This is a genomic window from Thiomicrospira microaerophila, assembly GCF_000934765.1.
GTDB classification, from domain to species: Bacteria; Pseudomonadota; Gammaproteobacteria; order Thiomicrospirales; family Thiomicrospiraceae; genus Thiomicrospira; species Thiomicrospira microaerophila.
This window is the reverse complement of sequence record NZ_JYNN01000002.1, coordinates 133656-150080: the sequence shown is the minus strand read 5'-3', so window position 1 is coordinate 150080 and position 16425 is coordinate 133656. Positions and strand designations below refer to the sequence as shown.

The 16425-nt window shown below is 42.2% G+C and carries 11 protein-coding genes; 1 reads left to right on the top strand and 10 read right to left on the bottom strand.

From position 1 onward, the window contains the following. Window positions 1–71: 71 nt before the first annotated feature. The 10 genes from NA59_RS01665 to NA59_RS01620 form a co-directional block, all read right to left on the bottom strand. The gene (locus NA59_RS01665) at window positions 72–641 is read right to left on the bottom strand and encodes a hypothetical protein (RefSeq protein ID WP_044406945.1); all 570 of its coding nucleotides are present in this window, start codon (window positions 639–641) and stop codon (window positions 72–74) included. After that, complete coding sequence (locus NA59_RS01660) at window positions 638–5338, bottom strand: CDP-glycerol glycerophosphotransferase family protein (protein ID WP_232504015.1); 4701 nt, start codon at window positions 5336–5338, stop codon at window positions 638–640. Before NA59_RS01660 ends, NA59_RS01665 begins: the two co-directional genes overlap by 4 nt. A gap of 225 nt (window positions 5339–5563) precedes the next feature. Beyond that, window positions 5564–8296, bottom strand: a complete 2733-nt coding sequence (locus NA59_RS01655; RefSeq protein WP_044406939.1) for a CDP-glycerol glycerophosphotransferase family protein — start codon at window positions 8294–8296, stop codon at window positions 5564–5566. Then, window positions 8293–9576, bottom strand: coding sequence for a tetratricopeptide repeat protein (locus NA59_RS01650; RefSeq protein WP_044406936.1), 1284 nt, complete (start codon window positions 9574–9576; stop codon window positions 8293–8295). Before NA59_RS01650 ends, NA59_RS01655 begins: the two co-directional genes overlap by 4 nt. Further along, window positions 9567–9992 carry a glycerol-3-phosphate cytidylyltransferase gene (gene tagD, locus NA59_RS01645; protein ID WP_044406933.1) on the bottom strand — a complete coding sequence of 142 codons (426 nt, stop codon included), beginning with the start codon at window positions 9990–9992 and terminating at the stop codon, window positions 9567–9569. The genes NA59_RS01650 and tagD overlap by 10 nt, the downstream gene beginning before the upstream one ends. A 22-nt stretch (window positions 9993–10014) precedes the next feature. Continuing rightward, window positions 10015–11100 (bottom strand): chain-length determining protein, encoded by a 1086-nt coding sequence (locus NA59_RS01640; protein WP_044406930.1) that lies wholly within the window; start codon window positions 11098–11100, stop codon window positions 10015–10017. Beyond that, on the bottom strand, window positions 11097–11888 hold the full coding sequence (locus NA59_RS01635; RefSeq protein ID WP_044406927.1) for an ABC transporter ATP-binding protein: 792 nt from the start codon (window positions 11886–11888) through the stop codon (window positions 11097–11099). The genes NA59_RS01640 and NA59_RS01635 overlap by 4 nt, the downstream gene beginning before the upstream one ends. Window positions 11889–11901: 13 nt before the next feature. After that, entirely contained in the window at window positions 11902–12693 is a 792-nt protein-coding gene (locus NA59_RS01630; protein ID WP_044406924.1) for an ABC transporter permease, read from the bottom strand. Window positions 12694–12696: 3 nt separating this feature from the next. Then, window positions 12697–14427 carry a polysaccharide biosynthesis/export family protein gene (locus NA59_RS01625; RefSeq protein WP_096777568.1) on the bottom strand — a complete coding sequence of 577 codons (1731 nt, stop codon included), beginning with the start codon at window positions 14425–14427 and terminating at the stop codon, window positions 12697–12699. An 84-nt stretch (window positions 14428–14511) separates the two neighbouring features. Further along, a complete protein-coding gene (locus NA59_RS01620) occupies window positions 14512–14838 on the bottom strand; it encodes a DVU3141 family protein (protein WP_044406921.1) in 327 nt (108 codons plus the stop codon). A 509-nt stretch (window positions 14839–15347) separates the two neighbouring features. On the opposite strand from NA59_RS01620, the gene NA59_RS01615 reads away from it, so the two are divergent. After that, complete coding sequence (locus NA59_RS01615; RefSeq protein WP_044406918.1) at window positions 15348–16409, top strand: MraY family glycosyltransferase; 1062 nt, start codon at window positions 15348–15350, stop codon at window positions 16407–16409. Window positions 16410–16425 lie beyond the last annotated feature (16 nt).

The following is a 16425-nucleotide window of genomic DNA, read 5'->3' as shown; positions in this document are numbered from 1 at the left end:
GTTAAAAGGTTAACTTGAGTGTAATTATAGGAAAATGGGATGGATTTTGCAATTTAAAAGTGGCTGTCCTTTTAATGTTCCCCCGATCTATCATTAGGATGATGACTTACCCTAAAATCAAACTCGTTACTTAAATTTTTAATATGCGGCTGAAGACCATAGTATGATGAACAATCTTGCCTACCACTATGTGTAGGTGCCCACAGCACCTTTTTTTTTGATTTGTGCTGTACTAATGGCATAGTATCAGTTTTTAACTGAATTAATTTATCAAGCCTTGGCCAACCTACAACAGATATATCTTCTTCTCGAAAATGTAAATTTTCATTATTCAAAATACGTCTTTTAAGAAACTCACCTGGGACAAGCAGTTTTTTAAACTTATTTACTGCATATACACCATCTTTTTTTTTGAAGAAATAATTTTTATCTGCCACACCATGTGACATAAAAAAATCTGCTCTTCTATGTATAAAAAAGGTAACATTTATGTGATTTTTTAATTTCTTCCCAATTGTTTCGTTAAACTCCCATCTTTCATTTTCTTGACTTAATGCCTTGAAAATTCCATTTGAAAACTCTTTTTCTAACTCCCTTAAATTGTCTGATGCTTTAAGGTAAACAAAATTAATCTTTCTCATATTTTCTCGCTTATTTCATTGTATATGTGTTCAGATAGCCCTTCGCCAAATAAGATTGTGTTGTCATTAATAGATATGCGATCGCCATGAATATACCTATCTTCAATATTATTCAATTGTTGTTCTATGATATTTACAAGAAAAGCTTGATCAACAGCAACTTTTCCTGGCATATTATTTCTCAAATCTATATACGCACCCTGGTATTTTTCGTATTTTTCTAAATCGAAATGGTAAAAAACAACATGCTTACCCATATAGACAAAATCCCAAGCGACACTTGAGTAATCCGTGATTAATACTTTGGCACGCTGTAATAACTCTCTAATTGTATATTCACCAAAATCAACTATTTTGATATGTTCGTGATCTATTTTAAATTTATCTAGGTGCACTATAACTTTCGGATGCAGGTAAAAGTTTAAAACTAAGTTGTGTTGCGTCAGAAGTTCACTCAGTTTTGGTGAAGATAACAGACCTGCGTAGTGTTTGAAATAATCCGATTGCAAGAAATCTTCATCAGACATATCCTCAAGCCAGTTGCGCCAGGTCGGCATTAAAAACAGTTCATTATGCTTGTCTGAGGTATCTGTTAAGCCATCCCATCGTGGCAAACCTGATAAAATCATATCCTCTTCGTTATAACCAAACTCGGTCATGATAATTTCTTTCTCTGTTTGTGTTGAACAAACAAACTTGTTGGCAGCAAAGTTTTTGTTTGTTTTTGAGAAGTCGTTTCCTAAACGCTTAAGGCCAATCACACCATGTTGCAAGAAAATGTATTGTTTATTTAATAATGCAGTTTTATAGTCGCCTGATATCCTACGCCAAGCATAACCATGTCCCCGCCCTTCTGAGGAAATAATTTTTTCACAAGACAGCAGTAATTTCATATGCTCAACCGACATAAACTCAACTACATTATCTTCATAGTCTTTTAGGTATTGTCGATCAGGCGAATCTTTTTCGATAACATAGTAAACATGCGGGCGTTGCTTAACTGCATATTTAAAGAAGTAAAAGCCGTTGTCTTGTGCAGTTTTGGAGAACTTTTCGTAGATCATCCAGGCCTGGCGATTATCTAACGCTTGTTTATCTTGTTGATACTCTGCTAATGCTTGCTGTTCGCGCTGGGTATAGATAGGGTCATCATATTCGGTTCTTGGGCGTTTTAAAAAGGCCATTTTTCTGCCACCGACTGTGCGATAAGGGTGGAAGATAGTGTCTTCATCCCTAGTCGCCAGCACCCACGGATTCGTATCTATTTTTTCTAGCATGTCTGGTGCGAAGCGATTTAGCTGGATAGGCACTAAAACATCACCATAAACTTTATCCACCGCCTCTAGTTGAATATATAGATCCCAATAGTGCATGGCTAGATTGAGGTCTGCTGCATTTATTTCGAACTCGTAGGTAGCGATATTGTCATTGTGTACACATCGCGTTGTTAATGGATGCTCATCGACTTCATTACCAATACGTTCACGGTGTTTAAGATAAAAATACTGAACCGCCACATCTTCATTAAGTTTGCTTTTGTTCTGGAAGCTTGCTGTCAGCGTGTAAATGTTATCGTTAAATTCTAGATTGATGATTTCAACCGGACATTCGCGTGTGATACGTTTGTTAAAGCCTTGCAGGTAGTCTATTTTTGAAAAAGATTCACAGGCCGCCTGATAACTTTCCGCCTGCGTGAGCACATACCCCAAACGATAGTACCAATCCGGTGTATGGTCATTTTGGCGGTCTAGCGCGTGCTGGTAGGCTTCCGCCGCTTTCAGCCAGTTTTGCATCCGCTCATAGGCGTTGCCGAGTTTGTACCAGGTTTGTGGGTTGGTGGTGTCTTGCTGTAGGATTCGCTCCAAATGCTGTGCAATCACGGATTGGTTTGTTAAGTGTTGTTTGTATTCTTCGAGCGGGTCGATAGTTTCAGGTTGTGATATTTTTGCCTCTGCCAGCGCTAGCTCAGCTTGGTCAGCCTGTGTTGCATTTAATGCATTGTGCGCTTCGCTAGGCTCTTGGTTATACTCAACATCCAGAATCGGCTCAGGCTTGTCGAGTTCGGGTTGGTTTCGTGTTTGTAAATAGGCTAGGCAGGCCTGGTCATGTTTTCCAGCTTGCTCAAGCACGTAACCCCAGCGGTAAAACCAGTAGGGCGTGTGTTTATCTCGATTTTTGGCGGCATATTCGTAAGCGATAGCGGCTTGTTCAAATTTATTTTGACGCTCAAGCACAAAGCCTAAACGGTAATGCCAATAGGTTTGGGTGATATCAAGCGCAAGCGCCAACTCATAATATTCTTGGGCTTGTGACCATTCGTAACAGCGGTCGTGCGCCATGCCGAGTCGGTAACACAGCTCTGCATCCCAGGGGGTTTTGTTGAGCTGTTTAGCATAGGCTTGTTGCGCTTGTGGCCATAGGCCTCTGACTTGATGAAAAACGCCAATGCCAAAGCGTTTGGCATTCAGCTTGTTATCTTTGGCTATGGCCTGGTCGTAGGCTTTTTTAACTGCGCTGAGGTTGGGGGCGCCATCATGGCCTTGGGTTTGATAGCAGTAACCCTGTCGATAATACCATTGCGCTTCGGCTTTGCCTTGTTTGAGCTCTATGGCTTGACCATAAGCTTGTGCCGCTTGTTGGTGGCGGTTCATGGCTTCAAGCGCTTCGCCTAAGCGATAATGCCAGGTTGGGTATTGGGGGCTGAGTTCGATGGCTTTTTTTAGCGCTTCAACCTCTTGCCACCATTTGCCTTGTTTGCGTAGCATGTGTGCGAGTTTGCTGTAGAGCTCTGGTTCGTCAGTATTTAATTGAATGAGTTCGCTAACTGCGGCTTCGGCCTGTGCCCAACGCTTTTGTTGTATGCTCTCAGACAAGGTTTGCTTGAGAGTTGTGATTCGCTCCGCTCTTCCTTTGTCGCATATTTTTATTATAAAATCTTGAATGGCCTTGGGGGTTGAAAATTGGTTGTCAATATTTTTTATACAGTGCTGAGCAAATTCTAACTCGTTCGGGGATAGCATGAGGTCTTGGTTAAAGAGCTCTATAAACTCGGCTTCTGATTCTGGATGTCTACCTAGCTTTTCACGGTAGATATGCCCTTCTGCACTGCCTGGTGCTTTTTCTAGTACTTTATCTTGCAGTAGCCATCTTGGGAAGATGACGGGTTTATTGAGTGCCCATGCTTCGTAGAGGGTGGAGCTGTAGTCGGTGATGATGGCATCGGCTTGCATGAGTTGGTCATGGACAGGAGTTTTGTCTTTTCTATCACTTGGATGGGGGACTTGCTGTACTTTTATTTCATCTGGCAGTTTTTTTAGTACAGTTTGTAGCTCGGGATAGCTGCTCATTTTTGTTTTAGATTTATCTTTCCATTGGGTATACACAGGCAACCATGCTAGGTTATTTATTTTTTTATTATTTTCTTGATTATACTGGACTACTGAGTGCAGACCATCCAGACGAATAGAGCCAACTATGATTATTTGTTCTTTTTTTAGGGTGATGCTTGGACTTTTTAAGAAGCGGTTTTTGAGCCAGTCTCCCGGGACAAGTACGGTTTTGAACTGGTTGATGTAAAGTTGCTTTTGTTTGTTTTTTGTCCAGCAGTAGTTGCGATCGGCTAAGAATGGGACAATAAATATATCCGCTTGATTTTGGATAAAAAAGGTGATGTTGAGTGCGTCTTCTTGGTAATCAATAGATTGGGTTAACTTTATTTCTTCTGGCAGGTAAGTGGCGAACTGCTGTATTAGCTGATCTTGTAAAATCAGGTAGTTTGGGTCTTGGGTTGTTACTATATTGATCGTTTTGTAACCAGGGGCGTTGCTATTCTTTAGGATTTGCAGGGTTCTTGTAGTCTCGGGATCTCGCGCTTCTTCTAGGAGCCGTGGTGCCATCTCTAAGGTTGGCAGTGGGCCCTTTTGCGCTTCGTTTTTGCTATCTAGCTCTAACAATAGGTTGGCAATATATTTTGCACTATTAAATTCTTTTTGTGTATCTTCGGTTGTTTTTAAGTAGTCATTGAAAAACGCTTGTGATTCTTGGTTTATGGGTGTGTTTTGTTCGATGAGTTGTTTTAGGTGTTCAAACGATTCGGCATGTAGGCCGAATTTGTTTTTGTAGATTTGGTATTCTGCGGAGTGTTTTAGGTGTTTACGTATTCGATCGCCAATGAGCCAGTCTGGGAATATTACTTGTTTTCCGAGGGCTATTGCTTCATAGACCATGGTGCCAAAATCGGTTATGACGATATCGGCACGCAGCAGTTTTTCGTCGGTTGGGGCTTTGTCTTTTCGGTTGCGAGGATGTAGAGATACCTCTACGTCATAGTCTTTTTTTAGCTGTTCTAAAAAAGGCTCGAATTCGGGGTATGAAGATAATGAGACTTCATCTGGTCCGCGCCGGGCATAGTCGTGCGTGGGTGCCCATAGAATTGTTTTTCTTGGATTGCTTTGCTTTTTGGGCGGCCGGGCTTTCGCTATTTCTTTTAGGTAGTCTAGGCGTGGCCAACCGACAGCGTGTACGGTCGTTTCGTCAAATTTAAGCACCTTAGAGTTAACTATTCTGTTTTTTAGCCAGTTTCCTGGAACGAAGAGATGCTTTCTTTTTCTTTCATGGTTAATTCTTTTGTTTACTTTGACCCCATTTTCGCTCGCTTTTCTAAAATGGTAGTTTTTGTCCGCCGCACCATGAGACATGAGTATATCGGCTTCATTTTCGATAAATAATGTAAAATTTGTACTACCCTCAATATATTCTTTTATGCTTTCCGTATAACTGCCCTCAGGCAGGTGCAACTTTATTGCATCAAGTATATTTTTCTGAACAAGTCTATAGTTTTTTGAATCCATAAGCACAAAGTTGATCATAAGCATTTATCCGTTTTTTAAAAATTAAAACTATTCATCTAAACGATAGAAGATCTATTTATCTTGTTTGTTTTTAAACATATTACTCCAGAACATGCCCTCTTCTTGAATGGCAATATAATCCTTAAAGGTATGGCTACCAAATATCCTTTGATACTCTTTTTTATATATTTCACTTAGCATCTTTTCTGCTTGAGCACTTGGATTAAAATTTTCATTTAGATGCTTATAAACCAACCATTTTTCATCCGGCGTATTAACCATTTTTCCAGAGTATTCTATAAACGATAGAACACCTCTTATAGACTCAACATTTTTTCTTATCTCTTGATTTTTTACAAGTTGCGTATTATCAAATATCAGTGTTGCCTGGGCATCAGGACTCAGCTTTTTCTCAATTACCTGTTGCAATCTATTCACATCCTCTAATGTTTCAATTGTACCGGGGTATATCAAAATTTGATCTTTTGTCTTTAATTCCTTTTCAGATTGAACACCGTTTTCAATCCAATACTTGATTTTTAAAAGCAGCCTCTGGGTTGCCTGTCCATCTTCATTACTCGAAAAAATTCTGATAAAACTTTCAAGGTTACCTGTATATTGCTCTGGGTATTTAATTGCTTTTTCTAGGTGCGGCTTTAATGCGTCTGTGTCTTTTACATTAAAACCAGGTACTTCTTCTAAGGCTAAATACAAACCTCTCTGCTCTTTATACACATCAATATCCTGTGTCAATAGGAATATAGGTTTTTGTTTGACAAGAAAATCAAACAAAATGCTTGAGTAGTCAGTTACAAGAATATCGACGATAGAAAGCAGTTCGCAAGTATCTATTGAGTGATCTGCTATAGTTATTTCCATATCTAATTTTTTTATTTGTTCTTCAGTAAAGTAATGCCCTCTGAAAACAAGTTGGTAATTATTTGACTGAATTTTTTTGATGGAATGAATCAAGTTATCCGTTTCGATTTGCGGACTTTCCCAAAAACCGCGGTATGTTGGTGCATATAGCACTACTGGTTTTGTTGGGTTTAATCTTAGCCTTTTCCTTATTCTTTCTTTCAGCCCTTCTGTTGCATTGATCATCAAATCAATTCTTGGGTAACCTATTTCAAGTAATTCACCACTAAATAAACTTTTGATACCATAACGCTCGATAAGTGTTTTGGATGTGTGTGCATTTGGCGATATCAAGTAGTCTGAATGAATAAAATTACGTGCCGTATTGCCATTTTGCATTGGGTTATCATTACCCAGTGTTTTCCATGGCGTGCCATGCCATGTACTAATTAAAAGTTGCTCCTGCCTTTTTGTAAAATAGACAGGAAAGGTCCCATTATTAATCAAAACCTTAGATTTTGCTAAATATAAGCGATAGAGATATGTGTTCTTTTTTACGGGAATGATTTTTCGATTACTTAATAAATTTTTAGGTAAATTTAACGTTGATTCTACAATCACAACAAAAAGCCAGTCTTTAAAGAATTTGTCTTTAATCATTTTTTTAAAAATTGCATAAGGGTTGCACGACAAACCTACACCTCCAAAACTTTCAAATAATGCTATATTTTCAATGGGCGTGCTGTTAAGTGAATTAATATAGTGTGTGTCTAATAATACACCTTCTGTCTTAAATGATTTATTTACTACACCATAATACTCCTGCAGCACCTCCAATTGTCTTAAAGAAATACATGCAAGTTGATAACTCTTTAGCTGAGTTAATACATAACCCAAACGATAATACCATTCCGGTGTATGGTCATTTTGGCGGTCTAGCGCGTACTGGTAGGCTTCCGCCGCTTTCGGCCAGTTTTGCATCCGCTCATAGGTGTTGCCGAGTTTGTACCAGGTTTGTGGGTTGGTGGTGTCTTGCTGTAGGATTCGCTCCAAATGCTGTGCAATCACGGATTGGTTTGTTAAGTGTTGTTTGTATTCTTCGAGCGGGTCGATAGTTTCAGGTTGTGATATTTTTGCCTCTGCCAGCGCTAGCTCAGCTTGGTCAGCCTGTGTTGCATTTAATGCATTGTGCGCTTCGCTAGGCTCTTGGTTATACTCAACATCCAGAATCGGCTCAGGTTTGTCGAGTTCGGGTTGGTTTCGTGTTTGTAAATAGGCTAGGCAGGCCTGGTCATGTTTTCCGGCTTGCTCAAGCACGTAACCCCAGCGGTAAAACCAGTAGGGCGTGTGTTTATCTCGATTTTTGGCGGCATATTCGTAAGCGATAGCGGCTTGTTCGAATTTATTTTGACGCTCAAGCACAAAGCCTAAACGGTAATGCCAATAGGTTTGGGTGATATCAAGCGCAAGCGCCAACTCATAATATTCTTGGGCTTGTGACCATTCGTAACAGCGGTCGTGCGCCATGCCGAGTCGGTAACACAGCTCTGCATCCCAGGGGGTTTTGTTGAGCTGTTCGGCATAGGCTTGTTGCGCTTGTTTCCAGTCCCCCTTTGATTGGTGATATGCTCCTTCCCCAAATCGTTCTATGCTTGAGGTCATACCATTGGGTTTGAGCGCACTTTTTATGTTTTTCTTGCTCGCCTCTAATTGTTTCTTTGTTTTTGGGTGCGGATTGGGGAGCGCCAACGCTTGCTCAAAGATCTTGGAGGCATCTAGCCAATTTCCTAGCTTTGTGTGTGCCATGCCTAGCTTGAACAGTATGCTTTGGTTGTTATTCGTTAACTTGAGCGCTGTGTTTAGTGATTTTATACAAGATGCGTAGTTATGCTTTCGGTAGAAATAAGCGCCGGCTAAAAAAAATGGGTTCCAAAGCGGTTGTTTCATTGTTTTTTCTCCAGTTTGTTTTTTATTTTTTCAAGGCGCACTTGATCTAAGCCTAGCTGTTGAAGCTGCTCAAGATAATGGCTTTGTGTTTTGGGATTAGGGTTTCTATACAATTGATTAATTAGGTGCACGATCATTTCACCCTTGTTATTAACTCGGATATTGGGTGTTTCGAAACCGCTGTCGAATTCTTTTTTGGGCTGTCGCCAATCTTCGCCATAGTTTTCAGCCAGATAACGTTCTGGGGGATCAGGAACAAGATAGGTATCGCCTAGAAATTCCAATTCTGCCAGGGTAAAAGGCGCATTATGCCATGTGCACTTTAGCACTTCGTGGTAATAAGTGTCTGGGGTTTTTATGTGGTAAAAGATGTCTACGGGTATGCCGTTTATATGTTGAATTTTGATGGTAAACGGTGACCGAGATTTGTTTAATTTGAATTTTCCTGTTTTGCCTAATGCTTGAATAAGTTGCACGCTGGTGGTGGTTTGCCAAATACCTATATCAAGATCCTTGTCGTGTGCAAGAAGCTGGCCCTCTCGCACGGCACCTAGCAATGTTCCACTCACTAGAAAGAATTCAATTGATGCTTGATCTAACGCGGTTTTTAAGTCCTGCAGCACGATAGCGGCTTGTTTGGGTGTGAATCTGGCTTTTTTGAGGTACTTAAGTTTTTTTATGGGTGAAGGCAGGGGGTCTGTTATGTTTTCAATCGCCCTATTGATCGCTTGCTCATACTCTCCGGCACGCGATGCCGCTTGAATATAATATTGGCGTAGGTTGGCGTGTTGTTGGGGCGCTTTTCCTTGCGCTTGGGCTTGTTGCAGATTGGATAACCAGCGTTCGAAATCAGATTTGTCTTGAACAAGCTGCGCCATGATTAACCAGGTTTTTAATCGGCAAGTCTCTTGAACGATTTTCTCCAGCAAAGCCCATGCTTTTGGCCGTTGTTGGGTATTGTAATACAGCTCACAGGCTAGGTAAGCGGCTTCGGTATTGGTTGTCGCGAGGTCAAGGTGAACTTGAAGATGGTCGATTGCTGCTTCATACTGTGCCTTTAGGCTTAAGCTGTGTGCCAGATAGTAGTTAGCCAGACCGGGGAAGCTAGACTTGGTTTTTTGATACTGCTGGGCTAATTTGTCATGTTGTGCTGTTTCGAGGAGATAAACCATACGCGCAGCGTAAAGCTTGTTTTTTAATGGCATAGATTGGGTATCGTACACCACGCGCTTTAAACCTAAAGCAAATCTTAGCAGCTTGTTAGCAAAGGTTAGAAACATGCTTCGCCCGCTATTTGTGTGACCTGACCCTTACGTATATGCTCTTTAATTTGGCTTGAGGATATGTTGTTTGTTCTTGGCAAGTAGATTACCTCGCAGTGGGCTTTTAAAAAGTCAAATTCCCCTTCCCAGTCATGCCCCATAACAAAAGTGTCAACTTTGTGCGTTTTGACATCTTCAATTTTTTGCTCCCAGTTGTGCTCAGGGATAACAAAATCCACACAACAAAGGGATTCTAGAATACGCTTTCTGTCTTGGTAGGGGTAGGCGGTGACTTTCCCTTTCATGTTTAGGTTAAACTCATCCGTTGAGATGGCAACAATCAGTTTGTCGCCAAGACTTCGTGCCCGTTCGAGCAAGTTTAAATGACCGATATGAAACAAGTCAAAGGTTCCGTAGGTGAGTATTGTTTTCATAGTGATTGGTCCGTTACTTATTTTAGGCTTTATGGTCTTTGATAATGAGCACCACCATGTGTGCTATTAATGTCAAAAATAGCATTACAATTGCAAATACCGTGGAATTATACAGCCTTCTTGGCTCTATTGCGTATTCGGGGAGGCTTGCGCTTTGTAAAACGGATACTTGCTTGAGGGTGCGCGCGGCTTCTATACGCGTGCCTTCTAGCGCGGCGAGTGCGGCGGAGTAGCTTTCTCGGGCAAACTGCAACCTGAAATCTAGTATTTGAAACTGAGAGGTTACGGCATTAAGTGCTTCACCGGATTGCTGGGCAAGCTTTTGCCTTTCGATATTTATTTGATTTGTTAGTGCCTGAATCTCTGATTCGACCCTTATTATTTCAGAGGACTGTGCACTTTGAAACTGTGATAGTGCGGCTTTTTTAGCTTGTGATTTAGCCAGCTCTGCTTGCAAACTGGTGATGATACCGCTAATGCTTTCAATATTTCCTTGGGGTGAGACAAGTCCGATCTTATTCTGAAAGTCAAGTAGGTCTTGTAGAGCTTGATCAAAGTTGTTTTCAAGTTGTTTTAGTTGTTGCTCTAAAAAGTTGATTTGCTCTTGGGCGAGGCGTTTTCCCATCTCATTCATATGGGCTTCGCCTTCTTTGAGCAAAAACTCATTAATTTTTTGTGCTTTTTCGGGCGTAAATGCTTCGACTCTAACGCGGAGTAACTGGGCGTATTCATCTAGTTCTATTTTGATTCTTCGCTGCATGTAGTCGTGCAATTTTTCAATCGGCAGGTCTTGCGCGCTAAGCCGAGTAAAGTAATCTGCTTCTGGGGTCGTATAGTGTTGACGAATGTTAAGTTGGGCGTCTAATTTTTTTAGCATATCAACGGAAAGCAGGTGATCACGGAGTAAAAGCATGTCGGCTTTATTTCCGGAGCTTGTGCCTGTTAGCATGCTTTGCATGGTCATCTGTGGCATGGCAACTTTAGGGCTTTCTAGCACAACATGACTTTGCGAAACATAACGATCTGTTGCAAAAAAATGCCAGTATACCCCGACGGCGAATATCAGCACGAGGGATAGATACCAGTAAGGTTTGAATGTGTTTGTCATGGGTTGGGATTGGCCTCTTGTAGTTCTGTAATCTGATTTTGCAACGCGCTAATTTTTTGTTTTTGGGCATTTGCCATTTTTTTATATTTTCTTGCTATCCGACGGTAGTTGAGTTTTTTCTTGTCGCTAAAGCCCGCACTTTGGTAGTAGGCTTCGATAGCTTCATTTATGTCGTCATACCATATTGCTTTGCCTTGATCCAACCATATACCCGCTTGGCATAGTTCTTTTAGTATTCCTGTAGAATGAGAGACAATAATTAAGCTAGCTTGACCTACTTTTTCTTTGAAGGCTTTACTGGCTTTTTCTTTGAAGGCTTTATCACCTACCGCGGTGGCTTCGTCTGATATGTAAACATCAAAATCAAATGCCAGTGATAGGCCAAAACTTAGTCTGGACTTCATACCGGATGAATAGGTTTTTACCGGATCATTAAATGCTGCGCCTATTTCGGCAAAGTCTTCTACTTTTTTAACGATATTTGGCACGTCTTTTTCCGGCACATATAGTCGCGCTACAAATTTAGCATTTTCTCGCCCTGTTAACGATGTTTGTAAACCACCCGACAGGCCAACAGGCCAAGATAGAGAGCTGTGCCGAATTACTTCACCTTTATCGGGGGTATCCATTCCACCAATAAGTCGCAGAAGTGTGGATTTGCCAGCGCCATTTGGGCCTACTAGGCCAACGCTGACATTTGGCGGTATGGTTAAGTTTACATTTTCCAAAACCCAGCTGTTCGCATGGTGGTTATGGTAGCGTTTGTATAGGTTTTTTATTTCTATCATGTCTATATTGAAATTACTTGGTTTTTAACTTAGCTTCAAAGCGCAGGTGTAATATTAATCCTAAAGCTGTGGTGGATAGCGCCCAGTACCATAAATACTGCATCGTTATTCCTTGGACTGTGTGGTAGTCTGGGTAAAAACCGAGTCTTATTGTTTCTATACCGTGCACGATTGGGTTATATAGCAAATATTCAACTAAATGATGAGGCAGATAGGTTAAGGGGATAATAACACCTGAGATCAGTAACAGTGGCAAGGTGAGCATTCTAAATATTATGCCCACTTCTTCTACCATTGTGGCTAACACCGATAGGGTTAAGCCTATACCAAACCCTAATGCCCAGAGTGAAAGCCATGCATATAACACTACCCACCAATCTTGCGGCCACATAGGAATCGCTAACAAAAGCCCAAAGACAATAAACAGTGAAAACACGAATGTTTTCAACAGCCCTTCTAACCCACTCCTGACAAACACCGTATCAACAGGTTTTACTTGACGATATGCGTAAAGTGCTTTGTTTGCAGTTACTGCACCCATTAGCCTGATCATTTGCTCTCTAAACAAGAAAAAGCTTAATAAACCAACAATTAGCCAAGGAATAAAATCAGCATTAATTAACACTTTTTCCCTTCCAAATACCACCACCCTTACCGCTACCATAATGGCAATAAATGCTAGAGGTTCAAACACCATCCAGAACCATGCAAATCGATTATTTATGACTCGCGCTAATAATTCTCGCATATAAAGCGCATACCATACGCTGCGGGTGATTTGCCATGGGGTGCGCTGGGTTAGCATAACTTATAAATCCAGCGCGACTTTGGCGGCAATCGCAATTTGGTAGAGTATTTGGGTGATACTGGTGGCGAGCTGGATATTTTTGGTTGGTACTTTGGGTAACACTAGGATTTCATCACCGGGGTAAACCGGCGCGGTGCGATCCGCGATGACTTCGCCACTTTGGCGTATCAACACGATGCTTTTTTTGTCGGCTTGGCGTGTAAAGCCGCCAGATAGGTCTATGTAGTCTTGGACAGTCATGCCTTTTCTATAGACTAATGCGGTCGGCACGAGGACCTGACCAGATGTCATGACGGCTTCGGATTGAGTGGGGATGGTGATAATGTCGCCATCCTGCAGGCGTACATTCATAATGCCCTCCGCCGTGGCGACGACCATTCGACCATTTGGTTCTATCTGCTGCGCACGTTGCACAAATTCGGTAATCAATTGGGCTTCTTGCACCCGTATCGCGGCTTCTTGCGGCGTTGAGGATGAGGCGGTCAGGTAGGTGGTTTCTAAGCGACGCAAACTGGCATCAAGCGATTGCTTTTGCTTTTCTGCTACGGCTTCTCGACGAATGGAAATACTGGCGATATCGGTAAGATCGGCATCCACCGGGATATTGTCGAGGAGTTCGGCTAGGCGTGCGTTTTTTGGCAAGACAAAGTGGGATTGGCCTAGAAAGCTGCCTTCGAGTTTGATGATGATGTTATTGTTGCGCATATCGGCTTGCGGGTTGATGATGTCGCCGCTATTGAGTTCGCTGTTTTTAAAGTCTTCTAGGGTTAGGTATTGGTTATAGGGCAGCGTTTGGCGTGTTCCACTTAACAATACATGCGAGATATTGGAGGGGAATTGGGTATAGCGCAATAAATCGCTGCCCATCATGTGTTGTTGGTTGAGTTCAAAGTGGAGTTGTTGGAATGGCAGCACGCTGGTTTTTTGCAAGGTGACTTTAGCGCCCTGCTGTTTTACCAAAATAACATCGCCTTCTTGAAATTGATGGGTGGGGACCTCTCCCGATACGATAAAGTCGTAGAGGTCAATATCCGCGATGACTTTTTGTTCGCGTAAAATTTGGATTTGGCGGAAGCTGCCGGTTTTTGGGTCGATGCCACCTGCCTGGTGAAGGAAAAACAGCACGGAGTCATGCGGTGTGCCGGCATAGCGCCCTGGGTTGGGCACATAACCCGACACATAAACGCCAACAGGCTGAACGCCTTGTAATTGGGTATAGACTTCTACATTGCTTTTGTAGATGCTTTTAACCGAGCCGCGCACCTTGGCATCCAGCTGGCTGGGGGATAGACCGAGCACTTGAACCGGGCCAATGCTGGGGATAAAGATATTGCCTTGGGTATCGACGGGGACGACACGCTCGGCTTCGATATTACCCCAGATACGAATAATCACTTGATCGCCAGGCAGTACGCGGTAATTTTGGTTCATGCCGTCTGCTCGCACACCACTAAATCCACCGGCAAAAAGCTGTTCACCGAATAGGCTTTCAGCCGCCTGAGGCTTGGCGCTTTGGGCTTGAAAACTGGCGGTTTGCCAGGTTTGTTGTTGGTTTTGTGCCGCTTGATCGGCGGTCATGGCCGAGGCTTGTTGACCACTAGGTAAATTACCCGCCGCATCACCCAGGGCATAAACCTGGGGCGCGATAAGCAGAACCAGGCCTGCTAGTAGGCTTTTTAAGCCAAGCTGGGTGCGTTTGATTGCGTTTAGGTGTTGTGTTTTTAGCTTCATGTTTAACTTCTTATTATGCGCTGCTTGTTATTTGTCTGTTATTGGCTGACCGTTGTTTTTGTGTATTTTGCGTATTTAGCGTATTTAGAATTGACGGGCAGGATGCCACTCGCCTGCTGGATTTTGACAAACTAGGGCTGTTTGGTTTTGAGGCGGCGCTAGCTCTAAGCGCGCGCAGTGTCTCCCACTTGCCGCGGTATAGCGATCGATATTAACCACCTGAACCTGTTCACCCCAAGGCGAATAAGGCAATATAAAAGCGTTCTGGTCGGCTGGGATAGCGAGCGCCGCGCTATTTGCGCTCTGCTCGGCAGGTTGTGAGCTGGTGGCTACCGGATGTGTTTGGCAACCCGCTGTAAGCAAGGTTGCCGTGAATAAAATAATTTTTACGTTATTCGTAGGTGCGCGCATATTTCTTGAGCCTAGTATTTTTGATTGCTTAAAAACAGGTTTAATTCACGAGATTATACACCAAGGCCCCAGAACTCTGGCAAATTTCTTTATTCCGCGACCCCACACGTCTAAGGTATTCACGCGCGCCTATAGCTGGCTTCCATGGGTGTCGGTCATTGCGAGGAGCGCAGCGACGCGGCAATCTTTCAAGGGCGTGCGCAGTCTGCGAGAGATTGCCGCGGCCTTTGGCCTCGCAATGACGTGTGTTTTTTTAGCCTCGCAATGACGTGTGGTTTTTTAGCCTCGCAATGACGTGTGTTTTTTTAGCCTCGCAATGACGTGTGTTTTTTTAGCCTCGCAATGACGTGTGTTTTTTTAGCCTCGCAATGCAAGTTGGCTGGCTCCGTGTTGCGGATGGGATCTGTTCCGAATACTGTAATTTTTTGCCTTATTTTAAGTGCATTCAATTCACTTAAGTACAAATCTACACTAAAATGTGAGCTCAACAATCATTACTTGTGAATTCTATGCACTTTGAAATTGTATTTTTTTATTGTTTAATTTTAGTTATCTCATTTATTGTTTTTTATAAAGCTTACCATTGGGCACCGTATTTTAAACTTATCCATACCCCTCATTTAGAGCGCCACCTTCATAAAGAGGGCACGCCGTTGGTCGGTGGTGTCGGGCTGTTTCTGATTTTCTTTTTAGTGGTTACGCTTGAAATCATGGTGAGTGGTTTTTTAACGGCTGATTATATGTATGTTATCGCGGGGGCCTTAGTGTTATTTGCTACGGGCTTCGTGGATGATCGAAACCATATTAAACCAACGGCTCGTCTGTTCGCCCAAATCGTGGCCGCAAGCTTATTAGTAGTAGGTGCCGATAACGCGGTACTTAGCTTGGGCTTCATCCTTCCGGGCACAGCGCTTTTTTTAGGCGACTGGGCAACGCTTTTTACCATTGCGGCAGTCGTGACGGCTATCAATGCCTTTAATATGATTGACGGCATTGATGGCTTGTCTGCCGGTTTGGCGGCTGTGGTATTGTGTTTTGTTATTGCGTTAAATCCTTCATTTGAAAATATATTCTTTCTTGTTGCTAGCTCTCTTTTGATTGCTCTTGGTGTTTTTTTGGTATTTAATCTTGGGCTTGCGGGCTCTAAACGCAAGGTTTTTTTAGGGGATGCTGGGAGTACGTTGCTCGGTTATTTTTGCGCTTGGTTATTAATCGCAACCCACAATGAGCAATCCGATTTTTTAACCCCGATCGGTGTAGTATTTTTATTGTTAATCCCTATTCTCGATGTATTTAGTGTTATGTTTGTGCGTCTGTATAACGGTATGTCGCCGTTTAAGGCTGACCAGAACCATATTCACCATCTGTTGATTTTATTTGGCTTAACGGACAAAAAAGCACTCATTATTATTGTAACCCTCGCTATTTTATCTGGCTTATTAGGCTTGTTTCACTTACAGCTCGGGATTGCTGAACATTGGTTGTTTTTCTTGTTTATATTACTTTTTATAACCCAAATGGTGATTGTTAATCGCGCTGTTAGACTTAAAAATAATACCAACTTCAGCTAGAATAATCCGATTTAAA